The 26,174-nt window shown below is 67.0% G+C and carries 17 protein-coding genes and 1 rRNA gene; 13 read left to right on the top strand and 5 right to left on the bottom strand.

Annotated features, from left to right (window positions below; all coding sequences use genetic code 11):
• Positions 1-88 (top strand): 5S ribosomal RNA (rrf, locus tag ACIBVN_RS49175); the annotation flags it as partial.
• 66 nt (positions 89-154) lie between these two features.
• Here rrf and ACIBVN_RS49180 read toward each other — a convergent pair.
• Positions 155-1,414: a nucleotide sugar dehydrogenase gene (locus ACIBVN_RS49180; protein ID WP_397147834.1), complete on the bottom strand. Its 1,260-nt coding sequence runs from the start codon at positions 1,412-1,414 to the stop codon at positions 155-157.
• Positions 1,415-1,452: 38 nt separating this feature from the next.
• Entirely contained in the window at positions 1,453-1,722 is a 270-nt protein-coding gene (locus tag ACIBVN_RS49185) for a hypothetical protein (protein ID WP_397147836.1), read from the bottom strand.
• Positions 1,723-2,082: 360 nt separating this feature from the next.
• On the opposite strand from ACIBVN_RS49185, the gene ACIBVN_RS49190 reads away from it, so the two are divergent.
• The 3 genes from ACIBVN_RS49190 to ACIBVN_RS49200 all read left to right on the top strand — a co-directional run bounded on the left by ACIBVN_RS49190 (position 2,083) and on the right by ACIBVN_RS49200 (position 6,462).
• Positions 2,083-4,359, top strand: coding sequence for a hypothetical protein (locus ACIBVN_RS49190; RefSeq protein WP_397147838.1), 2,277 nt, complete (start codon positions 2,083-2,085; stop codon positions 4,357-4,359).
• 95 nt (positions 4,360-4,454) lie between these two features.
• On the top strand, positions 4,455-5,513 hold the full coding sequence (locus ACIBVN_RS49195; protein ID WP_397147840.1) for an ice-binding family protein: 1,059 nt from the start codon (positions 4,455-4,457) through the stop codon (positions 5,511-5,513).
• A gap of 742 nt (positions 5,514-6,255) precedes the next feature.
• A complete protein-coding gene (locus tag ACIBVN_RS49200; RefSeq protein WP_397147842.1) occupies positions 6,256-6,462 on the top strand; it encodes a hypothetical protein in 207 nt (68 codons plus the stop codon).
• A gap of 21 nt (positions 6,463-6,483) precedes the next feature.
• Here the strand turns inward: ACIBVN_RS49200 and ACIBVN_RS49205 are convergent, their stop codons facing one another.
• Positions 6,484-8,562, bottom strand: a complete 2,079-nt coding sequence (locus tag ACIBVN_RS49205; RefSeq protein ID WP_397147844.1) for a DUF4082 domain-containing protein — start codon at positions 8,560-8,562, stop codon at positions 6,484-6,486.
• A gap of 416 nt (positions 8,563-8,978) precedes the next feature.
• Here ACIBVN_RS49205 and ACIBVN_RS49210 point away from each other — a divergent pair, with 416 nt between their 5' ends.
• The 5 genes from ACIBVN_RS49210 to rfbB all read left to right on the top strand — a co-directional run bounded on the left by ACIBVN_RS49210 (position 8,979) and on the right by rfbB (position 14,294).
• Positions 8,979-10,145, top strand: coding sequence for a DegT/DnrJ/EryC1/StrS family aminotransferase (locus ACIBVN_RS49210; protein WP_397147846.1), 1,167 nt, complete (start codon positions 8,979-8,981; stop codon positions 10,143-10,145).
• A 4-nt stretch (positions 10,146-10,149) separates the two neighbouring features.
• The gene (locus ACIBVN_RS49215) at positions 10,150-11,148 is read left to right on the top strand and encodes a glycosyltransferase family 2 protein (RefSeq protein WP_397147848.1); all 999 of its coding nucleotides are present in this window, start codon (positions 10,150-10,152) and stop codon (positions 11,146-11,148) included.
• On the top strand, positions 11,145-12,095 hold the full coding sequence (locus ACIBVN_RS49220) for a WxcM-like domain-containing protein (RefSeq protein ID WP_397147850.1): 951 nt from the start codon (positions 11,145-11,147) through the stop codon (positions 12,093-12,095). The genes ACIBVN_RS49215 and ACIBVN_RS49220 overlap by 4 nt, the downstream gene beginning before the upstream one ends.
• A 157-nt stretch (positions 12,096-12,252) precedes the next feature.
• Complete coding sequence (locus tag ACIBVN_RS49225; protein ID WP_397147852.1) at positions 12,253-13,320, top strand: glucose-1-phosphate thymidylyltransferase; 1,068 nt, start codon at positions 12,253-12,255, stop codon at positions 13,318-13,320.
• The gene (rfbB, locus tag ACIBVN_RS49230) at positions 13,317-14,294 is read left to right on the top strand and encodes a dTDP-glucose 4,6-dehydratase (protein WP_397147854.1); all 978 of its coding nucleotides are present in this window, start codon (positions 13,317-13,319) and stop codon (positions 14,292-14,294) included. Before ACIBVN_RS49225 ends, rfbB begins: the two co-directional genes overlap by 4 nt.
• Positions 14,295-14,409: 115 nt before the next feature.
• Here rfbB and ACIBVN_RS49235 read toward each other — a convergent pair whose 3' ends face one another.
• The gene (locus tag ACIBVN_RS49235) at positions 14,410-17,946 is read right to left on the bottom strand and encodes a DUF4082 domain-containing protein (protein WP_397147856.1); all 3,537 of its coding nucleotides are present in this window, start codon (positions 17,944-17,946) and stop codon (positions 14,410-14,412) included.
• A gap of 483 nt (positions 17,947-18,429) precedes the next feature.
• Here ACIBVN_RS49235 and ACIBVN_RS49240 point away from each other — a divergent pair, with 483 nt between their 5' ends.
• The 3 genes from ACIBVN_RS49240 (at position 18,430) to ACIBVN_RS49250 (ending at position 23,081) form a co-directional block, all read left to right on the top strand.
• Positions 18,430-20,676, top strand: a complete 2,247-nt coding sequence (locus ACIBVN_RS49240; protein WP_397147858.1) for a hypothetical protein — start codon at positions 18,430-18,432, stop codon at positions 20,674-20,676.
• Positions 20,677-20,794: 118 nt separating this feature from the next.
• Complete coding sequence (locus ACIBVN_RS49245; protein WP_397147941.1) at positions 20,795-22,396, top strand: lipopolysaccharide biosynthesis protein; 1,602 nt, start codon at positions 20,795-20,797, stop codon at positions 22,394-22,396.
• A 550-nt stretch (positions 22,397-22,946) separates the two neighbouring features.
• Positions 22,947-23,081, top strand: coding sequence for a hypothetical protein (locus ACIBVN_RS49250; protein ID WP_397147860.1), 135 nt, complete (start codon positions 22,947-22,949; stop codon positions 23,079-23,081).
• A gap of 63 nt (positions 23,082-23,144) precedes the next feature.
• Here ACIBVN_RS49250 and ACIBVN_RS49255 read toward each other — a convergent pair whose 3' ends face one another.
• The gene (locus tag ACIBVN_RS49255; RefSeq protein ID WP_397147862.1) at positions 23,145-24,557 is read right to left on the bottom strand and encodes a hypothetical protein; all 1,413 of its coding nucleotides are present in this window, start codon (positions 24,555-24,557) and stop codon (positions 23,145-23,147) included.
• 288 nt (positions 24,558-24,845) lie between these two features.
• On the opposite strand from ACIBVN_RS49255, the gene ACIBVN_RS49260 reads away from it, so the two are divergent.
• Positions 24,846-25,991: a glycosyltransferase gene (locus ACIBVN_RS49260; protein ID WP_397147864.1), complete on the top strand. Its 1,146-nt coding sequence runs from the start codon at positions 24,846-24,848 to the stop codon at positions 25,989-25,991.
• Positions 25,992-26,174: the final 183 nt, after the last annotated feature.

Here is a 26,174-nt window from a genome sequence, read left to right on the forward strand (position 1 = left end):
CGGTTACATTCCGAACCCGGAAGTTAAGCTTCTCAGCGCCGATGGTACTGCACTCGGGAGGGTGTGGGAGAGTAGGTCATCGCCGCACAATTCTTATGCAAAGAGGGCCACCCTTCGGGGTGGCCCTCTTTTTGTTTGTCAGCTGCGATGCTTGTCAGAGGTGCTCGACGTTGGGGCCGCGGCAGCGATTCCGGGTGTCGAAGACGAACGGGCTCATCTGCTCGACGAGGTCGTAATCGAAGTGGTCGTGATCGGTGAGGATGGCCACGGCGTCGGCGGAGGCCAGTTCCTCGCGCGTGGCTTCGACGATTTCGACGCCCGGCGGGAGCTGGTAGTCGTCGATGTGCGGGTCGGCGGCGCGGACCTGGGCGCCCAGCTTGCAGAGCGATCGGGCTATGTGCATGGCGGGCGATTCGCGGCAATCTCCGACGTTCTTCTTGTAGGCGAGACCGAGGAGGAGGAGCCGGCTGCCCTTGATGGGCTTGGCGCGCTCGTTCAGCGCCACGGCGAGCCGGCGTACGACCTGGTCGGGCATGCTGTTGTTGATGTCGTTGGCCAGTTCGACGAACCGGAAGTTGTGTCCGAGGCCCCGTTTTACGGCCCATGACAGGTAGGAGGGGTCGATGGGCAGACAGTGTCCGCCGACGCCGGGGCCAGGTGTGAAGCGCATATAACCGAAGGGCTTGGTGGCGGCGGCGTCTATGGCTTCCCAGACGTCGATGCCAAGCTGGTGGGCGAAGATCGACAGCTCGTTGACGAGGGCGATGTTGACGTGCCTGAAGGTGTTCTCCAGCAGCTTGCACAGCTCCGCCGCTTGAGGCGTGGACACTGGGATGACCCGTTGCACGAGTCGCTGGTAGAAGTCCTGTACCCGTTTCAGCGAGAGCTCGTCGATGCCCGAGACGACCTTGGGTGTGTTCTCCAGCTGCCAACGGCCGTTGCCCGGATCGATGCGTTCGGGGCTGTAGCCCAGGTGGAAGTCCTGGGGGGCGCGTAGCCCAGAGCCTTCCTCCAGCAGTGGCAGGAGGTATTCCTGAGTGGTGCCGGGATAGGTGGTGGACTCCAGGATCACGGTGGCGCCCGGCTGTATCAGAGGTGCTATGCAACGGCCGGCCGACGCGATGTGGCGCAGGTCGGGAGCCCCATCGCAGAGCGGCGTCGGCACGGTGATCAGGCAGATGTCGAACGCCTCGGCGTCCGCGTAGTCGTCGCTGGCCAGGTAGCGGCCGGAACGCAGGGCCTCGGCCAGCTGCTCGTCACCGATGTCCTCGACGTAGGACTCGGCGGCGTTCAGGCGCTTCACCCGCCACGGGTCCACGTCGATGCCGACGACGTCGAATCCCGCCTCAACCGCTCGCATTGCCAGGGGCAGGCCAACGTACCCCTGGCCGATGACCACTAGCTTCTCTCCCATATTTGGACTCCCGTCACTTGGAGATGGAATGCGGCCGACTATTTGACGCCGCGGATCACGTAAAGCCCTCTATGCCGTTCGACAGAAGCTCCGCAGCCGCCGATCGGTCGTCCAGCGGTGCAGGCGCCGGCGTGCCCGGGGTCGCGCAGGTTCAGGTATCGGTGAATGACCATGGGCACCAGACGGGCCAGGCAGGGCCCCACGACGGGGGCGGCCGCGAGTGCCGTGGCGAGCGGGAGAAGCTTGCGCTCGACATCGGGCGCGTGCTGGATGACGCCGAAGCGGAAGAGGAAACCGAACAACGTCACGATTGCCCCGGTTTCGCAGGGACTTCGGTGGAACGCACAGCCCCACTGCAGGATTCGAGCACGCTTCCGCCGCGCAACGCGGAACTCCAGGGAATGTCCGGATCGATGCCGTGAGGCGCTTGTTTCGGAAGAGTCATGCAGCTGACCGTTCGATAGGCGAAATAGGATGACCGCGCCCGACAGCGGCCACATCCTCACAGTTGCTTCATGTTACGTTGCGTGATCGCCTGGCCACGCGAATGTGTGGCGGCGTGTCCCCATGGCCGAGAGGGAAAACGGCTGCCAAGCGGTGGCAAGGACATCGCGGCTTTCCAGGCGTTCGCGCTGTCCGCGAGTTCAGGCGTCGCCAGGCTTGCGCGCATGAGCGAAGTCGAGCTCTTGCCGCGTTCGGAAACGTCCCTCGCGCCTGGCGGCGGATCGCCGGTCAAGGACAGGCGCGCCACTCCATGGCTGCGATGGGCGCCGGCAGCCGTCCTGGTCGTGTGCGTGGGAGGGGTGTGCGGCCGCTATGGCGTCGCGCTCTCGGACCTGGCGCGGTTCGCCCTTTACGTGGTGGTGGGGCTGGCGCTGCCCGGCCTGCTGTGGATCCGCGCGCTCTACCACCGTGGGCGCACCTTTTCCGAGGAACTCGCCATGGGCGTGGCGCTCGGCTACGCACTGGAGGTGCTCACCTATATCCCCGCCCGGGCGATCGGCGTGCCCCTGCTGGTCATGGCCTGGCCGATCAGCACGTACGCGCTGTTCCTCGCGGTGCCGGGGCTGCGCGGCCACTGGAGAGGCAGGCCACGCACCGCCCGCCCGCCGCGCTGGTGGCCGTGGTCCCTCACGCTGACCGTGATCTGCCTGGTCCTCTGGACAGCCGCCGGGTTCTTCGACGCCCATGCCCTCACCTGGCCGGCGATGGCGTCGTCCCATGTCGACATGCCCTATCACCTGGCCCTGGTCGGGGAGGTGAAGCACCACGTGCCGCCCACTGTGCCAGGCGTCGCCGGCGAACCCCTGGCGTACCACTGGTTCCTCCACGCGCATGTGGCGGCGGCGAGCTGGGTGACGGGGGTGGAGCCGCTGGTGCTGCTCTTCCGCCTCGCCGTCCTGCCCATGCTGGCCGTGCTCGCCGTGCTGCTGGGGGTGGTCGGCCGCCGGGTCACAGGGTCGTGGGCCGGTGGGCTGGCCGCCGTGGCGAGCACGCTGTTCGTCGCGGCGCCCAGCCTGTACACGGGCAGCGTCGCCGGCGTGTTCAGCTGGGCGTCCATGCCGTCGTGGTCGAGCCCGAGCCAGGTCTTCTGCGCTCTGCTGTTCGCCCCGGTCGTGCTTCTGGTCATCGACCTTCTTCAGGGATCGGGACCGGCGCGGGGGCGCTGGGTGCTCCTGGTGGTCATGATGTCGGCGGTGATGGGGGCGAAGGCGACGTATCTGCCCGTGCTGGCCGCGGGGATGGTGGCGGTCGTGGCGGTGGAGGCGGTCCGGTGGCGCAGGCTGCCACGGCGTGCGCTCGCCGTACTGGGGCTGACCGTGGCGTGCCTGGCCGTCTCGCATGTGCTGCTGTACGGCCGTGCGGGGCAGGGGCTCGTGCTCGACCCGTTGTCGATCACGCGCGTGACCTGGCGGAACCTGACCGGCGTGGGAGCGTCGGCGGAGGTGCCCTGGGGCGCGGCGCTCGGAGTCGGCGGGCTCTGCGTGCTCTGCGGGGCGATCACGTGGTGCGGCGTGCTGGGGCTGGTCGTGCGGTCGCGGGAGTTGCTGCGGACCCCCATTGTGCTCGTCCTCGGCATGAGTCTGGCCGGGTTCGCGGCGTTTCTGCTGCTTGGGCACCCGGGTCTCTCCCAGGGGTACTTCCTGCAGGCCGCCTGTCCCTATCTCGCGATGGCGGCGGTGGCGGGAGCGGCTCGCGCCGTACGGGAGGCGGGTCTGACAGTCCGGGCCATCGCCGTCGCGGGCGGCGCCGGCGTGCTGATCGCGATGGCCATCCGGGTGCTGTTCGACGTCAGGAACCCGCTGCGGCCGGGCCAGAATGGGCTGGCCCTCTACCTGCCGTACCTCGCACTCGTCGGCGTGGTCGTGCTGGTCGCACTCCGCCGGCGCGGGCGCCGTACGCTCGCGTTGACGATCTGCCTGGTCACAGGGGCAGGGACGCCTGCCGCGTGGCTCGCACGTACGCCACCGGATCCGTACGGCGAAGCCGTGACGCAGGACGTTCCTCCAGGTCTCCTCGCAGCGAGCCGGTGGCTGCGCGGCCACTCGGCCCCCGACGACATCGTGGCCACCAACACGCACTGCCGTCTGGGCCACGAGAACCCGTGCGACAGCCGTGCCTACTGGACGGCGGCACTGACGGAACGGCGCGTGCTGGTCGAAGGATGGGCCTACGCGGCACGCAACACCAACGGCTGGCGCCCTGGCGAGGCGGTGACCAGCCGCCCGTTCTGGGATCGAGAGCGCATCCGGGCGAACGACGCGGTCTTCGAGCAGCCCTCGGCGGACGTGGTCCAGCGGCTGCGCGACCGCTACGGAGTGCGATGGCTGCTCGTGGACGAACGCCGGCTGGCGCCCGGCTCCGCCCTCGGGATCTTCGCGGGCCCGCGGTACCGCTCCGGCGACTTCGGCGTCTATCAGGTCGGCGGGCCGGTTCAGCGGTGACGCCAGGTCGTGGCATGCCCAAACTGTGGCAAGGAGATTGCCCCGTACCGATGTCCGGGCAAGTTTGGACGTGGCCGGTCGCCAGACTTGCGCGCATGATGAGGACCCTGCCTTCGTCCTGGCTGGCCGCAACAGCCGTCGGCGCCCTCCTGATGAGCACGCTCGGCGCAGCGGTCCCAGACACGCGCGTGCGCCAGGAGCCCCCCGTCGAACTCGGACAGGCTGACGACTGCGCGGCGATGGCCGGGGAAGAGATCACCAACAGGGATCTCACCACGATCATCGGCGATCTCGCCGTGAGCCCGGGCACCGAGTTGATCGGCTTCCCGCCCGGGGAGGTGCAGGGAGAGATCTACCTAGGCGACAGCGAGGCCACCGAGATGAAGGAGGACGCGGTCGCCGCCTACCGGGAGGCGGAAGAACGTCCCGCCAACAGCGTCATCCCGCCTGAGCTCGGTGGCCGTACCCTGTTGCCCGGCGTCTACGAGAGCACGGACGGCACCTTCCGCATCAACGGCACCCTCACGCTCGACGCCCGCGGCGAGCCGGACGCCGTCTTCATCTTCCAGGCCGAATCCCTGCTGACCACGGCGAGGGTGAGCAACATCGACCTGGTGAACGGCGCCCAGGCGAAGAACGTCTTCTGGCAGGTGGGCGACGACGCGAGCCTTGGCAAGTACTCCACCTTCCGCGGCAACCTCCTGGTGTGGAACTCGATCAGGGTGTCGTACGGCACGGCGGTCTACGGCCGCACCATGGCGCTCAACGATGAACTCCGATTCGAAGGCACCGACATCTTGCCCGCCACCCGGGTCACCTTGCCGGACAACCCGCCTACCTCGACGTCCCTGACCTCTTCCCCCAATCCGTCACGCAACGGGGAGCCCGTCACGTTCACCGCGACGGTCAGCGGAAACGTGCAGGGGCACCGCCCCACGGGGACGGTGCTCTTCATGGAGGGCACCACCATCATCGGCGAGGCCTACGCCGACACGACTGGTGTCGCGCGGTTCACTACATCCGAACTCACCAGGGGCGTGCACGAAATCCACGCGGTTTATGTGAACGGCGGGACCGCGGTCTTCGAGGCCTGGGTCTTCTTCGCGCCGAGCGAGTCGCCGGTCATAACGCAACAAGTGCTTGATCGGCGGTAAGTAATCTTATATGCGGACAGGTCGGACGCCTTTGTCGAAGGATGGCCGCTGTTTGCCGGCAACGTAGTCCATATCAGGCGTCGCCCATTTGGTGTCGGGGTATTTCGGGCACGTTAGAAAGGGGGCCATCGTGATTTCTCGCCGCAGTATGTCGGCCATCGCATTGATTCTGGCCTGTGAGACATGGGGCGTGGTGGACGCGGGAGCCGCGCGGGCCGGCTCGGTCGCCGGGACGGTGCCGGCGGCCGTTTCCGGCCTGCAGATGAAACAGGGGCACCTCGCGGCTCCCTGGCGGTGTCACGGGAGACGCTGCCGCGTGTGCCGGCATGGTTCATGCGTGCGGGTGTTCCGCGGACCGCGAGGACTGCGGGGGCCGATAGGGCCGATAGGGCCGATGGGACCGCGCGGACCCAGGGGCCCGGAAGGCGACACCGGTCCGCGGGGATTCGATGGGGAGCGAGGTCCCGCAGGTCCACAGGGCCCCGCAGGCGCGAAAGGCCTCCCAGGACGGGCAGGACCGGCGGGACCGGCAGGACCGGCAGGACCACAAGGCGCGGCAGGACCGGAAGGGCCCAGAGGGCCGCAGGGCCTGCCGGGGTCGAGCAGCGCGGTCGACTCGACGCTCGTCTCCCTGACGTTCCCGCCGTTCGACACGAACTTCACCGCGTACGTCTCGGATGGCATCGTCTGGATCCTGGACCCGCGCACGCCCCTGCCGGGGGCATGGCACAGTCTCGCGTCGGTGCCGGGGTATCCCGAGGGCGTGGTCGGCGTCTCGCTGACCGAGCTCGCCCAGCCCCTCAGCAGCCTGCTGATCACAGTGACGACCTCGGTCGGCGGTCTCGCTCAGACGAAGTGCATTCTGACCGCTCCACCACCGCCACCGGGGCCGGCCTGGGGGACCACGTACTGCGATGGGTTCACCGCCGTCCCCCCTCCGAAGAACTAGCGGTGACCCCATCGGCGATCATCAGGGCGAGACGAAAATGAGGTCGACCCAGTAGTTGCTGGCGTTGTGGGTGCTGGTGGGGAAGGAATTCGTCGCGCCGTAGGTGTAGACGCCGTTGCCGCCTTGGAAGCCGTCTTCAAGGGCGGTGAGGGGACCACGGGTGCGTTCCGACGTGAAGTAGGGCCGGGTGTAGGACCAGAATCCGGCTGTCGTGTGGTACGAGGCGATGTAGGTGGTGTTGGCGTTGATGGCGACCGGCGTGGAGAAGTAGGCCTGCTGCCAGCCGGTTGCGGTTTCGCCGGTGAAGGTCACGCTGGCCAGGAGCTGCCCGCCGGTGGTCCAGAGACTTCCGACATGGGTGCCGGTGTTGTCCGGGCCCTTGTGGAATTCGATGCCCTGGACGAGCCCGCTCGACTTGGATCTGAATTTCACGCCGAGGGTGACGGCCCTGTCGTCCGACGACTGGCCGGACGGGGTCGCGGAGTCGCTCCACAGGCTGTCCCCAGGCGTGAACATCACGTCGACCCAGTAGTTGCTCGCGTTGAACGTGCTCGTGGGGAAGGAATTCGTCGCGCCGTAGGTGTAGACGCCGTTACCGCCTTGCGAGCCGCTCTGAAGCGCGGTGAGCGGAGGGTTGGTGAACGCGGTCGTGAAGTACGGCCGGTTGTAGGACCACAATCCCGTCGGGGTGTGGTACGAGGCGATGTAGGTGGTGTTGGCGTTGATGGCGACCGGCGTGGAGAAGTAGGCCTGCTGCCAGCCGGTTGCGGTTTCGCCAGTGAAGGTCACGCTGGCCAGGAGCTGCCCGCCGGCGGTCCACAGGCTCCCGGTGTGGGTGCCGGTGTTCTGCGGGCCCTTGTAGAAGCGGATGCCGTGGAGGAGCCCGCTCTCATCCGACCTGAACTTGACGCCGAGGGTGACGGCGCGGTTGTCCGTCGACTGGTTGGCAGGTGTCGTGGAATCGCTCCAGAGCGAGGTCGTCACGTTCTGGACGACGACGTTCGACGTGCTCGGCGCGAAATTGATCGCCTCTTCGCCGTTGAAGGTGATGCCGCCCAGGAAGACGGCGGTGATGTGGTGCTGTCCCGCGGTGAAGTCCGGGACAGTCACCGCGGCGGGAGTCTCGCCGTCGAAACGGTCCTGGCCGATGACGGTCGAGCCGTCCTTGAAGACCACGTCGCCCTGAGGAGTCACCGGTTCGGAGCCGCCGTCGACCGTCGCGGAGAAGGTGACGGTGTCGTCGGTGGTGGAGGGGTTGCGCGACGAGGACAGGGCCGTGGTGGTGGGCGGGCGATCCGGCAGGCTGACCCGCGTGGCCGGGATGCCGCCCGTGCCCTGGAGCGTGACCGCGTTGTTGAGCGAGAAGACCCGGCCGAACACCGCCGCCCCGGAGTCGACCGAGGCCGAGCCCGACGCGAGCGCGTTCCCGCGGAAGGTGCAGAACGTGCCCAGGCTCACCGTGCCGCTGATCTGCCAGAATACGTTCTTCTCCTGGGCGCCGCCGACCAGGTTGATGTTGCTGACGTTGGCCGCCGCGAGGGAGGACGCCCGGAAAACGAAGACCGCGTCCGGGTCGGCCTCGGCGTCGAGCGTCAGTGTCCCGCTGATGCTGAAGGTCCCGTTGGTGGACGTGTACACGCCGGGGGTCCTGGTCGTGCCGCCGAGCGCGGGGGGGATGGTGCTGTCGACCGGACGGCCGGCGAGGTCGTTGTAGGCGATCAGCGCGTCGGCCTTGGCGGCGATCGCCGTGGAGTCGTTCGTGTGGATGGTGCCGCTCACCGTGCCGGGCGGGAACCCCGACACCGTGGTGCCCGGGCTCACGCCCAGATCACCGGTGATCGCGGTCTGACCCGAGTTCGTCACCGCCGATCCCGCCAGCACCGCGAAGGGCTCGGCGTCGCCGAGATTCACCGGACCCGTGGCGGCGCGCGTGGCGAGTGGTGTCACGACGACTGTTCCGGTCGCCAGGACGGTCGCGAGCAGCACTGCGAGGAGGGAGCGGAACCGGCGACGGTGAGGTGACTTCCCGTCGGGCGTGGTCTTGCGGATGGTGCCGGCGGACTGGCTGGTTGCCCCATGGATGGGCCGAGGATTGTGCATAGGACTCAACTTCTTGGTGGTACTCACGGAACGTCCGGCGCTGACTCTTCGAGCGGCCTATATATAAAGACCGATATCGCCATTCGTCCTTTTTGAGTGCTTGACGATGACATGCGGACCCCTATTAGGGTGCAGTTAAATGACTTTACTTCGACAGTTCCCCGCAGGCCAGTAGCGAAAGTAGAATTTCGCCTGGTGGATAGTTCTCCGGCCGCATCTCATGCTATTTCGCGCTATTTCCGCTTTCTTGGTGTCGGCCGTTTCGCGGCCTGCATGCTCAGCAAGCCGCTGGTAATGGCTCGGCAAGGAGTGGCCGCCGGTGCGCGCCGGACGCGGCTCGTGCCACCGGGAGCGGCGTTAGATGGGGTTCGGCTGTCTGGGCAGCCTCGACCGCCGCACGCAGGAAAGGCCCGACGATGCATCCTGTTGACGGAAATTCGCCGCCCCCCTCCACGGAGGGCCTCGGCGCGGGGCCAGGTGAGGCGGCGGACCGCGTCCTGATCAATGATCTCGTCCGGCACGCACGCTCGACGCAGGGCGCCGTACAGGCTGCCGTGGAGCGCGTACTCAAGAGCGGATGGTACGTGCTGGGGGAGGAGGGGGAGTCCTTCGAACGGGACTTCGCCGACTACTGCGGCACGGCCCACTGCGTGGGTGTCGCGAACGGGACCGACGCCATCGAGCTCGGGCTTCGCGCGCTCGGCGTCGGCGCGGGCAGCCGGGTCGCCACGGTGGCGAACGCGGGCTTCTACACGACCACCGCCCTGCTGGCCCTGGGTGCCCGGCCCGTGTTCGTGGACGTCCACAGGGACACGAAGCTGATGGATCTGGCCCAGCTCGAGCGGGTCGTGGCCGGCGAGCGCCTGGACGCGATCGTGGTCACCCACCTGTTCGGCCTCCTGCACGACATGGCGGCTGTCCTGGCGATCGCGGCCCGGGCCGGCGTGCCGGTGCTCGAGGACTGCGCGCAGGCCCACGGCGCCGTCCGGGGCGGGCGGCGGGCGGGTGGCTTCGGCGTGGCCGCGGCGTTCAGCTTCTACCCGACGAAGAACCTCGGCGCGCTGGGCGACGGCGGCGCCGTGGTCACCGGCGACGCGGGCGTGGCCACCCGGTTGAGGCGGCTGCGGCAGTACGGATGGGAGTCGAAGTACCGCGTCGGCCGGGGCGGGGGCCGCAACAGCCGCCTGGACGAGCTGCAAGCGGCCGTGCTGCGCGCCAAGTTGCCCTTCCTGGGCGGCTGGAACCGGCGGCGCCGGGACATCGCGACCCGCTACTCGCAGGAGATCGCCCACCCGCGGGTCCAGTGCCCGCCCGTCCACGGCGAGGAGTTCGTCGCCCATCTCTATACGGTCGTCTGCGACGATCGTGCGGAGCTCCGTGCCCGGCTCGCCGGCGCGGGTGTGGCGACCGACGTGCACTATCCCGTTCCCGACCACCGCCAGCTCCTGCTCTCCGGTCACGGGCTCCGCCCGGGTCTCCCGGTGACGGACGAGCTGGCGGACTCGATCGTGACGCTCCCCTGCTATCCCGAACTCTCCGACGCCGAGGTCACGCGCGTGATCTCGAGTATCAACACGTGGTGAGGCCATGCTCTCGGTGATCGTGCCCGTGTACCGCAACGCGGAGTTCGTCCCGCAGTTGATCGCGGAGTTCACCGGCATCAGCGCGACCGTCGCGGAACGTCACGGCATGCCGGTGGAGTTCGTCTTCGTGGTGGACGCAAGCCCCGACAACAGCTTCGACCTGCTCAGGGCGGCCCTGCCGCAGGCGCCGTTCCGATCGCAGCTGCTGCTGCACGCCAGGAACTTCGGCTCCTTCGCCGCCATCCGCACGGGTCTGCGAGCCGCCAAGGGTGACTACTTCGCGGTCATGGCGGCGGACCTCCAGGAGCCGCCCGACCTGGTGATCACGTTTCTCGACAGGCTCGTGAACGACGTCGCCGACATCGTGGTGGGTGTGCGCGAGAGCCGGGACGACCCGGGGATGTCGCGGCTGTCCGCCAATCTCTTCTGGCGCTTCTACCGGCGTTTCGTCCTGCCGGAGATCCCCGCGGGCGGGGTCGACGTCTTCGGCTGCAACCAGCGCATCCGCGATGAGCTGCTCGGCCTGGAGGAGGCCAACACTTCGCTGGTGGGGCTCGTGTACTGGCTCGGCTTCCGGCGCAGCGAAGTGCCGTACCGGCGGCGGGAACGGGCGCACGGGAAGAGCTCGTGGACGTTCACCAAGAAGATCAATTATCTCCTGGACAGTGTCTTCGCCTTCACTGACCTGCCCATCCGCATCCTCACGGTCATCGGCCTCCTGGGCTTCCTGATCGCCGGGTGCCTGGCGATCTTCGTCATCGCCATGCGGCTGGCAGGCCAGATCGAGGCGGCGGGCTACGCGGCCACGATCGTGGTCATCACGTTCTTCGGCGCGCTCAACACGCTGGGCGTGGGCTTCATCGGGTCCTACGCCTGGCGAAGCTATGAGAACACGAAGCGACGGCCGCTGGCTCTCGTGCGCACCGCGCGCTCTTTCGATGGATCGCCCGGCAGCGGCGTCGGCGACGACGCCGGCCTCCTCTTTACCGGCGGGCGGTCATGAACGACGCCTACATCCATCCGCGTGCCCTGTGCGAGAGCGCCACGGTCGGCGCGGGCACGCGGGTCTGGGCGTTCGCGCACGTCCTGCCGGGCGCACGGATCGGTCGCGAGTGCAACATCTGCGACGGGGTGTTCGTCGAGAACGACGTCGTGCTGGGCGACCGGGTGACCGTCAAGTGCGGTGTCCAGCTCTGGGACGGGATCACGGTCGAGGACGACGTCTTCATCGGCCCCAATGCCACGTTCACCAACGACCGGTTCCCGCGCAGCAAGGTCTATCCGGCGTCGTTCGACCGTACCGTCGTCAGGGCCGGCGCCTCCATCGGCGCCAACAGCACCATCCTGCCCGGAGTCGAGATCGGCACCGGTGCGATGGTGGGCGCGGGGGCGGTGGTGACGCGGTCAGTGCCGCCGAACGCGATCGTGGTCGGCAACCCCGCCAGGATCACGGGCTACGTCGCGGACAAGGAGGATCCCGGCGTTCCGCCGCGCGTCGATGGCGCCCGATCGCCCGGCAGTGTGGGGCTGGGTGTGGGGAGCGCGAGCATGCACGAGCTCCGCGTGGCGAAGGACCTGCGCGGCGAGTTGTCGGTCGGGGAGTTCGAGCGCGAGCTGCCGTTCACGCCCGCGCGCTACTTCCTCGTCTTCAACGTGCCGAGCAGGGAGGTGCGGGGCGAGCACGCGCACAAGCGGTGCGAGCAGTTCCTCATCTGCGTGCACGGCTCGTGTGGCGTCCTCCTCGACGACGGACGCAACCGGCGCGAGATCACCCTCGACCGCCCCAGCCGCGGCGTTCACATGCCGGCCATGATCTGGGGTACCCAGTATCGCTACTCGCCGGACGCCGTGCTCCTGGTGTTCGCCTCGCACCATTACGACCCCGACGACTACATCCGCTCGTACGACGAGTTCCTGAAGATCGTTTCCAGCACGCCGGTGCCGGTGTGACGAGGGTCGGGCGAACTCTCTAAAGTCGGCAACATATGGCAAGCCCTTCGGCAAAAGGGAAGGTGCCGTACGGCCCCGGCAATTCGCGCGGCCCATACATTCGAGTGGACAGAGTTCCAGTCCACCATGCGTTCTTCGCGGAAGGGTTCAAGAAGCGATGAAGGCACTCGTTCTGGCGGGCGGCAAGGGCACGAGGCTACGCCCGCTCACCCACACCTCGGCGAAGCAGCTGGTCCCCATAGCCAACAAGCCCGTGCTCTATTACGGGCTCGAGGCGATCAGGAACGCCGGCATCACCGAGGTCGGGATCATCGTCGGTGACACCGCCCGGGAGGTGCGGGAGGCGGTGGGGGACGGTTCCAGGTTCGGCCTGGAGGTGACCTACCTCCCGCAGGAGGAACCACTGGGGCTGGCGCACTGCGTGCTGATCGCCAGGGAATTCCTCGCCGACGAGCCGTTCGTCATGTACCTCGGGGACAACTTCCTGGTGAACGGCATCGCGGACCTGGTGGACGCCTACCGAAGGGCCGACTACGACGCCCAGATCCTGCTCACCAAGGTCGCCGAGCCGCAGCTCTACGGAGTCGCGGAACTCGGCCCCGACGGGGAGATCATCGGGTTGGAGGAGAAGCCGGAGCACCCGCGCAGCGATCTCGCCATCGTCGGCGTCTACACGTTCTCTCCCGCGATCCACGACGCGGTCCGCGCCATCAGCCCGTCGGCGCGTGGCGAGCTGGAGATCACCGACGCGATCCGCTGGCTCGTCGACAACGGCCATCGCGTGCACTCGCACCTGGTCAGCGGCTACTGGAAGGACACCGGACGGCTGCAGGACATGCTGGAGTGCAATCGCATCGTCCTGGAGACCGTCGAGCGTGACATCAAGGGGACCGTGGACGGGCTCTCCGAGATAACCGGGCGCGTCGTCATCGAGCCCGGCGCCGTGGTCGAGAACTCGGTGGTCCGCGGTCCCGCGGTCCTCGGCGCCAACACCAAGATCATCGGGTCGTACATCGGCCCCTACACCTCCGTCGGGGAGGGCTGCGTGCTGGAAGGGGCCGAAGTGGAATACAGCATCATCCTGGGGGAGTCCTCCATCCGCGGAGTCTCCGGCCTCACCAACTCCCTCATCGGCCGCAACGTCGAGGTCACCCGGGCCACGGGCCTGCCCAACATGAACCAGCTCATGGTCGGCGACCACAGCAAGATCCAGGTGCGCGCATGAGGATCCTGGTCACGGGCGGCGCCGGATTCATCGGCTCCCACTACGTACGATCGCTGCTGTCCGGCCGCCACGCCGGCTACGAGGGCGCCCACGTGACGGTGCTGGACAAGCTCACCTACGCCGGCAACCCGGCGAACCTCGACCCGGTGGCCGGGCACCCGCGCTACGCCTTCGTCCACGGGGACATCACCGACGCGCGGCTGCTCGCCGGCCTGGTGCCGGGCCATGACGTCATTGTGAACTTCGCCGCCGAGACACATGTCGACCGGTCGATCACGGGTCCCGGCGACTTCGTCCTCACCAACGTGTACGGCACCCAGCGGCTGCTGCAGGCCGCGCTCGAGGCGGACGTGCGGACGGTGATCCAGGTCTCCACCGACGAGGTGTACGGATCGATCGACGCGGGCTCGTGGACCGAGCTGGAGCCATTGCTCCCCAACTCGCCCTACTCCGCGGCCAAGGCGAGCTCCGACCTGCTGTGCCGCGCCTACCACCAGACCTACGGGCTGGACGTCCGCGTGACGCGCTGCACGAACAACTACGGCCCGTACCAGTACCCCGAGAAGGTCATCCCGCTCTTCGTCACCAACCTGATCGACGGGTTGCCCGTGCCCTTGTACGGCGACGGCGGCAACGTACGCGAATGGCTGCACGTCGACGACCACTGCCGCGGCATTCAGCTCGTGCTGGACAAGGGCTCGGCCGGCGAGACGTACAACATCGGCGGCGGCGTCGAGCTCACCAACAAGGAGCTCACCCAGCTGCTGCTGGACGCGTTCGGCGCCGGCTGGGAGATGGTCACCCACGTGGAGGACAGGCTCGGGCACGACCGGCGCTACTCGGTCGACAGCGGCAAGCTGCGTGCCCTCGGTTACGAGCCTCTGGTCGGCTTCGACGCCGGGCTGGCCGAGGTGGTGCGCTGGTACCGGGAGAACGAGTCGTGGTGGCGGCCGTTGCAGCAGGCGGCCGGCTGAGCCGTACCCACCGCTCACTCTCGCGATCGCGGCCCGGCATGTGCGCATGCCGGGCCGCTTCGTGTGTCGAGCTCGGCGGGAACGCGGGGTCCGCCGCGTTCCCGCCGAGCCTCGGTCAGGGTGAGAACACCAGGTCCACCCAGTAGTTGCTCGCGTTGAATGTGCTGGTCGGGAAGGTGCTCGTCGCGCCGTAGGTATAGACGCCGTTGCCGCCCGACGCGGCGTCCGACGGCGCGACGAGGGGGTCCCTGACGTACTGCGTGGTGAAGAAGGGCCTGTTGACGGAGAAGAATCCCGTCGGGGTGTGGTACGAGGCGATGTAGGTGGTGTTGGCGCTGATGGCGACGGGCGTCGAGAAGGCCACCTGCTGCCAGCCGGATGCGGTCTCGTTGGTGAAGGTGGCGCTGGCGAGGAGTTGACCGCCCGTGGTCCACAGGCTTCCTGTGTGGGTGCCGGTGTTCTGCGGGCCCTTGTAGAAGCGGACGCCCCGCACCAGGCCGCTCTTGGTCGCCTGGAACTTCACGCCGAGGGTGACCGCCCTGTTGTCCGAGGACTGGGTGGCCGGCACCGTTGAGAGGTCCCAGAGGCTGTTCGACGGCACGAAGACCACGTCGACCCAGTAGTTTCTGGCGCTGAAGGTGCTGCTTGGGAACGTGTTCGCGGCCCCGTAGGTGTAGACGCCGTTGCCACCGACCGTTCCGCTCGCGGGAGCGGTGAGCGGGCCGTTCGCGTAGCTGTTCGCGAAGTAGTTGGACGTGGCGGCGAACCGGCCGACTGTCGTGTGATACGAGGCGACGTACGTGGTGCCGGCGGCGATGACGACGGGTTCGGAGAACGTCACCTGTTGCCAGCCGGACGCGGTCTCGTTGGTGAAGGTGGCGCTGGCGAGGAGCTGGCCGTTGGTGCCCCACAGGCTTCCGATGTGGGTGCCGGTGTTCTGCGTGCCCTTGTAGAAGCGGATGCCCTGCACGATGCCGCTGGTGGACGCCCTGAACTTGACGCCGAGCGTGACGGCCTGGGTGTCGCCGGAGATGAACGAGGGGATTGTCGAGTCGTCCCAGAGGCTGTTCGACGGCGCGAAGTCCACGTCCACCCAGTAGTTGCTCTGGCCGACACTGCTGGTCGGGAATGTGCTCGTCCCGCTGTAGGTGTAGACGCCGTTGCCGCCGACCGTTCCGCTGGCGGGAGCGGTGAGCGGGCCGCTCGTGCGCGGCGTGGTGAAGTAGCTCCGGTTCACCGAGAAGTGCCCGTTCGGGGCGTGGTAGGAGGCCACGTACGTGGTGCCGGGAGTGAGGGGGACGGGCGTGGAGAAGTTGACCTGCTGCCAGCCCGACGCCGTCTCGTTGCTGAACGTCGCGGTGGCCAGCAGCTGGCCCGTGGCGGTCCACAGGTTGCCGACGTGCGTTCCCGTGTTGCCCGATCCCTTGTAGAACCTGATCCCGCGGATATATCCCGGGCTGGTGGTCCGGAACTTCACGCCGAGTTCGACGGCGTTCGGATCGTTCTGCGAGGTGACGGCCGGCACGGTTGTGGACGGCCACAGGGTGCACGGCGGGCAGTTCAGGGCGACTGTGACCGTCCGCTGCGTGGGCGTCCCCTGGAGGTTGCCGATGTCGTCGACGGCTCTCACCATGATCGTCACTGGGCCCGTGCTGGCCGGCGTCCAGTCGAACTGCCAGTTGGTCCGGCCCACCGCCTGGCGCCACTGGTTGCCGCCGTCCACGGAGACCTCGACCGCGGCCACGACGCCGCCTCCCGTGTCGGTCGCGGTGCCCTGGATCTGGGCGACCGTCCCCGTCGAGACGACGCCGTTGCTCGCCGGATTGGTGATCGTCGAAGTGGGCGGCGCCGTGTCGGTGGACGGCGTCGTGGGCACCAGACCCGACTGGATGCTGGCGGGCTGCATGCCCATGTCGGCCAGGAGGTTGACCGTCGCCTGCTGCATGCGGATGTCGGTGGGCGTGCCCGGATTGTCGTGGACGGCGTCGAGACCCCATGACCACTGGATGGTCCCGGCCCCGAACACATAGGTGCCAGCGGAGTTCCGGCGGAGCGTCAGGCTGTGAGTGGCGGTTCCTGATCCGTACGTGCCGCCGAAGTCGAGCAGGTAACGCGTCGGTTCCGTCAAGGTCGTCCTGGAGAGCCTCACCAGGCCGGCTGGGGTGAACTGGTCGTCGGGGGCCTCGTCCCATTCGTAGCCGAGCGTGCCCGCCGGGAAGACGGCCTCCTGCCCAGGCTGGAGGTTGGCCACCGACGTGTTGCGCCACAGTCGCATGGCGGCGAACTCCGCGGGCACAGTGATGGAGTGTCTCACCCGGCCGTTGATGCGGAACAACGTCCCGGTGAGCCCGTTCTCCGGCCTGCCGCCGTCCGATGGTGGGGAGAAACGCGGGTCACGCCAGGTCCCCGTCCACTGCGGGGAGGGGTCGATCTTGGCGTTCGCCAGCGTCTCCTTGTAGCAGGTGAGCGTGCGGAAGGGGGTGCTGGTGCCGTCGATGCTCGGCTCCCAGCGGGTCTTCCAGAAGACTTCGTTCCCGGAGAAGAAGGCGAGGTGGGTCCCGCCGTTGCTGGCGGCCTGGACGTTGTCCCGCATGTCGTTGGACCAGTACTCGTCGTGGCCCGACGACATGAAGGCCTCGTGATCCAGCAGTTCTGGACCCCTGGAGGCCGTATCCACGTTGGTGGTGTAGCTGACGTCGTAGCCGTTGGCCTCGATCCAGCGCACCATGGGGTACTCGTCGTTGAAGAACCTGTGGAGGGTGTCGAAGGGGCGGTTGTAGCTCACCTTGTACGCCCGGTTCGCCGGCGAACCGATATAGAGGCTGTTGCCGCCGAACATGTTGTACGCGTGCCAGGTGGAGTCGGAGGTCTGGAGCAGGAGCTCGGAGTCCCTGGCATCGTCACGTACAACGAAGAGCATTTGGCTCTCGTGGGGGACGCCGTCCTCTCTGAGCAGGTTGGCGATGTAGACGCCTGAGACGGCAGTGCCCGGCACCGTCCACGACGCCGACACGGCCCAGTTACCGCAGTCGACCAGACCGGTCGTCGTGTCCTCCAGGCACGGGGGCTGTGTCTGGGGAAGCGGCACGGAGGGTTGGACGGTCGCCATGAGCCGGGCGCCCATGCCGCTGTAGTAGCCGAGCCGGAAAATCTCGATACGGTAGTCCGTGGCACCGGTGTTCACCTTGAACCCGATGGTCTCGCCCTTGTTCACGCTGATCCGCGTGGGGTAGCCGGGGATGCCGTTCTGAGTGACCAGGTCCCATTGGCTCGGCGGGTTGCCGGGCAGGCTGTTCTCGATGCAGATGACGGAGTCCGGCGGGCACTCGGCCCGCTTTTTCGCACTTTTCGCAGCCTGCGCGGTCGCGGCTCTGATCCGCTTGCGGAACGCGGCGGTGTCGTCCCGTGGTTTCCTGCCCGGCAGGTTCGGGAAAGCCGTCTCGGAGAGCTGGTTGTACGGCTGCTCTGCGGCGGTTGGATGGTCCGCGGGCGTCGTCGCCGTCGCCGTCGCCGGCGGCGGCGCGGGCGGCGCCGGCGACGAGTCGGGGCCCAGCAAGCTGATCAACGACACCGCGCCGCCGCCGAAACCGACGAGCGCCGTCCGCAGCAGCCGCCGCATCCAGCGACTGGCACTCTCCTGGTTGTGTCGCACGAACCCTCCGGTCCCCATCCGCGGCCGTTGCCAGATAGATGGGCAAGAGTCTGACAACGCGGCCCGCCGGGGAACATTGTGGGTAGCCGCACGATCCAATGTTTTTGCCGTCACTTCTTGCGGCCTAAACCTGCGAACCCGAAACGGCCGGACCGCGCGGATTCGTGTTGGCCCGGGCATTCTTCCCGCATAAAGGAGTGGCAAGAGCTACGCCTGGCCGGATGCCCCGGTGTCACCGAAGCGACCCGCTGGGCCTGCTTACTCGCTCACGATCTTGTTAGAGAATGGCAAGGACTCTGCACAGCGCCGGGTGCGCGGACGCACGTTGATCGCCGGCACGGCCAGACTTCGTCCATGGCCACATCGCAACGAGGTTATGCGCCCGGATCACCGAGAAACACTCCACCGATCCTGCCCGTCGAGGCGAGGCGGCATTCTGTTCGCTCCGGGTGGCCGCGACGCGCGTTCGCCTGGCTGCCGGGAGTGCTCACGCTCGGTTTCAGCACAGCCGTGGTGTATCGATATGGCGTCTCCGTCCCGGAGTTGGCTTCCTATGGCGCCTATCTTGTGCTTTGTCTTGTGCTTCCGGGCGTGCTGCTGATCCGTGCTCTATATGGTGGCACGCGTACTTTGGCGGAAGAGATGGCGCTCGGCCTGGCGCTCGGATTCGCCGTGGAATTGGCGGTCTACATTCCGGCCAGGGCGGTCGGCTTCCCATTGCTCGTCCTTGCGTGGCCGGTCGCCACGCTCGTCGCCTTCCTCCTCGTCCCCAGGCTCCGTGCGCACTGGAAGCCCGGGACCCGGCCGGCCACACCCGTCTGGTGGTCATGGGCGCTCGCGCTGATCGTCTGTTATCTGGTGGCCAAGAGCGCTTACAGCCACTTCGGCACCGGACCGCTCACCTGGCCGGCATTGGCCAAGTATTCCGATGACGCGACATTTCACCTCGGTCTGATCGGTGAGCTGAAACATCACATGCCGCCCACGAGCGTCATAGTTGCCGGCGAGCCGCTTCTCTATCACTGGTTCGTTTACGCCCACTGGGCCGCCGCCAGCTGGATCAGCGGGGTGGAACCGCTGGTGCTGCTGCTCCGCCTGGGTGTGCTGCCCATGCTGGCCGCGTTCGTCGTCCTGGTCGCGATGCTCGCGCGGCGGGTGATGAAGTCGTGGAAGGGCCCCGTGCTCGCTGTGGTGGCCACCCTCTGTGTGGGTCCGCCTCGCTTGTACCTCGGTTCGGTCGCGACGTTCACCTGGGGTGGCATTCACGATGCCGCCTGGGAAAGTCCCACGTTCACCTTCGGTGCTCTGCTCTTCGTGCCGGTTGTCCTGATTGCGATCGACCTGCTCGGGCGACGGAGGAACGACCTCGCGCTATGGCTCCTCTTGGGGGTCTTCCTCATGGCGGTGATGGGCGCCAAGGCCACATACCTGCCCATGCTCGCCGTGGGACTGGTGGCGGTCGCGGCGTGGAGGCGGCGCCGGTCGCTGGCGCCGGCGCTCGCCGCGCTCGTGATGGTCGGGGCGTGCCTGCTCTTCGCCCAGTTCGTGCTCTACGGCGGGGGACGGCAGGGGCTGCTCATCTCGCCCTTCTCCTTCATGGGGACCATTTGGCAGGACCTGACCGGCTCATCAGTGGAAGTCCAGCCCCCGATGACGTCCTTGCTCGGCATCGCGGCGGTGTATCTGGTGGCGTGGGCCGTCACCTGGAGCCCGGTGCTCGGTCTGTTGAGCCGGCCAAAGCTGCTGGTTCGTTCCGACGTGGTGCTCATGCTCGGCGTAGCCGCCGCGGGTCTCGGCTCCATGGTCATGTTCGATCACCCGGGCAGGAGCCAGGTCTTCTTCCTGTGGGGGTCCTATCCCTGCCTTGCGATCATCGCGGTGTTCGGGGCTCTCGTCATTCTGCGGCGGGCACGCGTGCCGCTCCGCATGACCCTGTGCGCGACAGGGGCGGGCTTGGGCATCGCCTACGCGATTCCCGTCCTGTGCGGCGTCCGAGCGCCGCTCGACCCTGGCCGCTCGGATACGGTCCTCTATCTGCCGTACGTCGCGCTGGCGGCCATCGTCTGCCTCGCAGCCACTGTCCTGGTGGTCGCGAGATCGGGGTTGCGCGGGTGGGCTCTCATGATCTCGGCGATGGCTGTCATCGGACTGCTCGCCGCCCATCACGTACGTGTCCTCTCCGTCCTGTCACGTGATGGCGCGCTGTCGCGGGACCCGGCACCTCCGGTATCGGCGCTCCCGCAGGGCGTGCTCGAAGCCGCGCGATGGGTGCGCGGGCATTCGGCCACGGACGATCTGGTCGCTACGAACGTGCACTGCCGCTGGGGCTTCGAGACCCCATGTGACAGTCGCCAGTTCTGGCTGTCCGCGCTGGCCGAACGGCGCATGCTCGTGGAAGGGTGGGCGTTCACGGCGAAGAATGCGGACAACTGGAAGCCGGGGCAGCTGAAGGAGCACCAGCCTTTCTGGGATCAGGAACGGCTCAAGGCGAATGACGCGGTCTTCTTGTCGCCGTCGCCGGCCACGGTCCAGCGGCTGCGGGATCAGTACGGCGTGCGGTGGCTCCTCGTGGACGAACGCCGCCTGCCGCCGGGTTCCCGGCTGGAGGAGTTCGCCGAACTGCAGTACCGCGCCGGTGATTACGCCGCTTACCGGCTCCCCGCGCCGGACGGAGGCGACACACCCCGACCGTTCCACGTCGAAGGCTCACATGCCACTTACTCTGGGTAATGGCCTATTCCTCTGAGTGATCTCGCTATGTCGCTCATCCGTAGTACGGGGACATCGTGTGCGGCATAGCCGGAATCGTGGCCGATGTCGCGGCCCGACCCGATGCGCGTTGAACGACGTGCGGCGTGAGGAGGCGTCCGGGGCCGCGCCGGCGCGCAGGGAGCCACGCGACCCTGCCCATGATGCGACCGATCAAGAAGATCAACGAAAGGTCCTGCAATGCCGCGAAGAAAAGAGTCACTTCTGGCACGGGAACTGCGCAGCGAGACCCCCAGCCGGGCCTGCGCGCCGCCGGGATCGGCGTCCATCATCACGGCTTCTCGCGGCGGTCGCTGAACGGAGCCGTATTGATCAAGAACCTGTGGGCCGCGGAACACGTCGCGCTCCACCGTCGCCTGCTGGAACAACGATGCGCCAGATAGCGGCCACGAAGTCGGTCGCGGGCGTGGTCTTCCGCACGCTCGTGACGCGTGCGGTCCAGCTGTGTTGCAGCCTGGTCACCGGTCTGCTGATCGCGCGCATCCTCCAGCCAGAGGGAAGAGGCATCTTCGCGGTGATCACCACGGTGGCCGGCGCCGCCATCGTCGTGGGACATCTCTCGCTGGAGAAGTCCCAGATCGCCTTGTGGTCCGACCGGTCCCGGCATCGATCTCTGACGACCAACGGCGCGGTCCTGGGACTGGCCGCCGGCTCCGTCTCCGCGCTGGGAGCCATCCTGCTGGTGCCGGTGGTCGGCTGGCCGGGCGAGCGCTGGCTGTGGGCGCTGGCTCTTTTCGCCGTACCGTTCGGCGCCGCCGCCATCAACCTCAACGGCATCCTCATGCTGCAATCCCAGATGGACCGGCTCAATCGGAATTATCTCTGCTGCGCGCTCGTGCTGTGTCTGCCTGTCGCGGCTCTCGCCGCCGTCGGTCACGTGACCCTCACGAATGTGGTCATCTGCTGGGCGGCGTCGACCGCGCTGCCGTTCGTTCTCGCCGTGCGCATATTGCGGCCGATCTCGCTTCGCTGTGCAGGCGATCTCGTACGGCGCCAGCTCAGCCTCTCCAGTAGATACCATGTCGGCTGGGTGGCCATGTATCTCATGGTCACCACCGTCGATGTCGTGCTGCTCAACGCCATGGACTCCCCAGCGACAGTCGGCATCTACACCGTCGCCGTCACCGTCATCGCGCTCGCTCGCATCCCCGGCGAAACGATCAACCAGGTGGTTCTTCCCGAGCAGGCAGCCAGTGAGGTGAACGACGCCAAGCACATCACCGCCAGGGCACTCCGGCTCAATCTCCTGGTCTCGGCTGCCCTCGTCGTCGGCCTTGTCTGCGTCTCCCCATGGCTGGTGCCTCTGGTGTACGGCGAGTCGTTCGCCGGCAGTGTCGCGCCGTTGATGGCGCTCGCACCCGGAATGATCGCGCTGATGATGGTCCGGCCACTGGAGCAGCATCTCGTACGGCTCGACCGGCCAACGACGATGACCGTCGTCTCGATCACCGCCCTGATCGCCAACGTCCTGCTCAACCTGGTGATGATTCCGCAATGGGGCGCGGTGGGCGCCGCCCTCGCATCGACCGCCACCTACATCCTCATGGCCGCACTGCAATCGTCCCGCTTCATCAAGTCGACCGGGCTGCCGGCGAGAGAGCTGATCCCAGGATCGGCTGACCTGCGGTTGTTGCTCCGGCCGTTGACCGCCAAGTTGCGCGGTGGCATGAAAATACCTTAACCAAAATCGCGGGCGAATCAGACCATGGATTATCTGGCCGGGTCATCGTGGCTGGCTATTCGCGCCGCATGCCTGGAATATGCATGATCTCTCTTGATGCGGAGCTCGCGTAGGGCACGAGTGCCGAAGACTTGCCGGCACTGTCCCGGACACTTGACGAAGAGCCGCCGATTGCTTTCGGCATTTCCATGCGGTCCATTGTTTACCCACGTAACCAGGTGGCATATCTCGACACGCTCTCCGATTTCGGGATAATCGCCTACCGTGGCGTCGAGCAGAACTGGTAGGGAAATCGGCTCGGCGCTCTACATTTCTTGGACCGCGCGATGGGGGTCACCCCTCCGACCTACGCTCCACGCACGCTGCTCGCGGGTGACGGCCTGGTGAACCTGCCCGCGTCGCAGTTCCTCATCGGCAGCAACGAGCCTCGGAGACTCATCCCACACTCGTCCAGGATCAGGCAGGCCCGTCGCGGTCTGGACCGGGCCGTCCGCCGGGGGAGATCTACCACCTGTGGTTCCATCCGTTCAACCTGGGCGGGGATCCCCGGATGTTCGACGCCTTCGAGCAGATCCTGCGTGCCATTTCCCTGCGTCGTGAAACAGGAGAGCTGACCGTCATGACCATGGAGCAGGCCGCCGATCACATCCTGGCCGGTGCCGACGTCTCGGGAGCGCACCGGTGAGCGGCATCATGATCCTGGCGACGCGAAGCCAGACGTTCGGCGAGGCGATGCAGGGAGGACCGGTCATCTGCTGGATCGGCTGAGGGGAATCCTTGCAGGTGCGGCAGGATCCTCGGCCTCGGAGGCAAGGGCCTGGGACCGCTCCCCAGGGATCCGGCTCCACGCCACCGCGGACAGCACACTGGTGACGAGGACGATAGGGATGCGTTGGCGGAAGATCAGCCCGATGTTGGCCATGGTCGTGGCGTAGGCGATCGTGCCGGGCACGATGAAGAGCAGGAGGACCAGAAGTGTCCTGCGGCTACGGTGCCAGAGCCGGGAGACACCGCGTGCCGCGTAGAAGAGCAGAAAGTACCAGATGACCATGTCGATCTTGCTCAGCTGCAGCGCGAGGCTGCCCTGCGTCCACAGGAACGGCGACAGGACCGTATAGACCAGTTTCGTCCCGAGCGCGCTCCAGGAGGAACCGCCGTCGTCGAAAGTGACTCCAGACCCTCCGTCGGCGTTGGCTCGGCGGACGACCTCCGACTGGCCGTTGTCCAGTTGCTGCTGCATCTGGTCGAGGGGCGTGTCGTCGAGGACGCCGCTGCTGAACAGCATGGCCACGGCCAGCAGCGCGCTGAGGGTGAACAGCTTGCGCGTGGACACGTTCGACCGGGAGATCATCACTCCGAAGAGCAACGGTATGGCACACATGAAGACCATGTAGGGACGCACGTACCACAGGCACCACAAGAACGGTGCCGCCAGCAGAAGCCTGCTCATCCTGAAACCCTTGGCGAGGGACGCGGCGATGCCGACGCAGGAAACCACGAGGAAGGCGTTGAACCCGTCCTTGTACATGTCCGAGGTGTGCACGAGGAACGCGGGCATGAAGGCAGTCAGAAGCATGAGCCGAAACGCCGCACGCTCGTCGGCTCCCATCAGCCTGGCGAACCTGTAGATGACGACGCAGAGGGCGCAAGCGAGGAGTGCCACGACGGCTGTGCAGGCCAACGGCGCGGGCCCGCCACACAGATAAATGATCAGGGCGAAGACATTGCAGGGCACGGCGACGGAACGAAGCGAAGCAATTTCGTCGGACGTGACGAACGAGACACCCTCGAACCGCCAGTGGTTCGCGATCTGCATGGCCTTGGCCTCGTAGGCCAGGTTGTCACCGCCGTACTCGATGAGGCCCGCACGAAGCACCAGGGTATGGACGATGAGCCGCACCGCGAAGGCGGCGAGCAGAGCCGGCAGCACCCGCCTCGCCGTCACCACGTCCAGGTTCGCTTTGACCAGCAGAACGAGCGTCACAGCTGCGGCGGCGACGATGACATATTCCATGAGGGCGGCCTTCTGGTACAAGTAACACGGCAACGACGACGCTAGCGCCGAGGGCTGTTCCATAGCGATTTCCGCAGACCGGCATGGCCCGCTGATTACCCCGCCTTGTGAACTCTTTTTGATAAGTGCCGACTGCCCGACGATCACGTCCAGGTAGGGAGCGGGAAAACATTTCACCACTCGCCGCGACGGCGTGAGCGGAACTGACCGATTCGCTGGGTAACTTCGCGGAAGTGGGCCGCGCCCGTCGTCAAGGCGCCGCATGAAGCGGGACAGTCGAATTGGCCACGCTGCTCGGGAAGCGCGCAACCCGGCCCACGGCGTGCTCGCCGATGACGCCGTACGCGGCAGGAGCCGGTTCGAGCCGGCGGCGGTGCCCGCGACCCTGTTGCCTTTCTCCCGAACCGATCGAGAGATTCAACGAAAGGTCCCGCAGTGCAGGCAGAAAAGGAATCCGGTCTTCAGCGTATCGCGCTCCTGATCGGCCAGATGGGTTTCGGCGGCACCGAGACGCAGGTGTCACTCCTGGCGAGGGAACTGCACAGCAGGGGCTTTGTCGTTGACATGCTCATCCTGTTCGAGGGCGGCGTTCACGAGCCGACCCTGCGCGCAGCCGGGATAGGCATTCACCATCTCGGCTTCTCGCGGCGGCCGACAGGTCCGGCTGCGGTGCTCAAGAATCTACGGGCCTTCGCCCGCATGGTTTCGCTGTTGCGCAGGCTCCGTCCTGACGTGCTGCACGCATTCCTGATGGCGAGCAACCTGCTCGGGGCGCCTGCCGCGCTGCTGGCCAGGGTTCCAGTCATGATCGCCGGTTTTCGTGTGATGAGTGACATCGGACGTGTCGGACGTTCGCCACATTGGCGGCTTATGCTCGGAGGCGCGTTGACGCCGATCACCGATCAGGTGGTCGGCAATGCGGTCGCCGTGGCCGACGACGCCAGGACCGCATTTGGTATTCCGTCGCACAAGATCAGCGTCATTTATAATGGAATGTCGGAATCGGCGTTCGATTCCGTCGAACCGGAGGTCATCGACACCGACCTGCCCGTGGTGGTGTGCCTGGCCCGCATGCGCCCGGAGAAGGGGCACGGTTTCCTGCTCGACGCCGCCGCCCTGCTCTCCGAGCAAGGTACGCCTTGCACGCTGGTGCTCGTCGGCGATGGCCCAGAAGAGGGCAGGCTCAAGGAACACGCGAGCAGCCTGGACATCGACGTGCGGTTTTTGGGACCCATCAAGGACCCCAGAGCGTGGCTGGCCCGCGCCGACATCGTCGTCCTCCCGTCGACCTCGGAAGCGCTGAGCAATGCCGTCATGGAGGCGATGGCCCAGGGCCGGCCCATCGTCGCCACGGCCGTCGGCGGGACGCCGGAGCTCCTCGAAGACCGGGGCGTGCTCGTGGCTCCAGGGGATCACGTGGCTCTTGGCCAGGGCATCGCCAGTCTCCTGCGCGATCCGGAGCTCGCCGCTCACTTCGGCGCCGTGGCGCGTGCTTGGGCCGTCAAGCACCTCGATGTGACTTCCATGGTGGACGCCCATGTCAAGCTCTACCGTCGCCTCCTGGAACGACGATGCGCCTGATTGCGGCTTCGGGACGGTCTTCGGCACGCTCGTGAGGCGCGCGCAATGCAGATGAGCCCCTGCACGAATGCGGCGACAGCGATTCCAGGCACGTCCATGGGCCACTGATTACCTCATTCTTGCGGATTCATTCCGGCAAGCACGGCCACAGGTCGTGGGAAAGGTAAGCCGCGACTCTCGACG

This window comes from Nonomuraea sp. NPDC049400 (genome assembly GCF_044466425.1).
In the GTDB taxonomy this organism is placed as follows: Bacteria; Actinomycetota; Actinomycetes; order Streptosporangiales; family Streptosporangiaceae; genus Nonomuraea.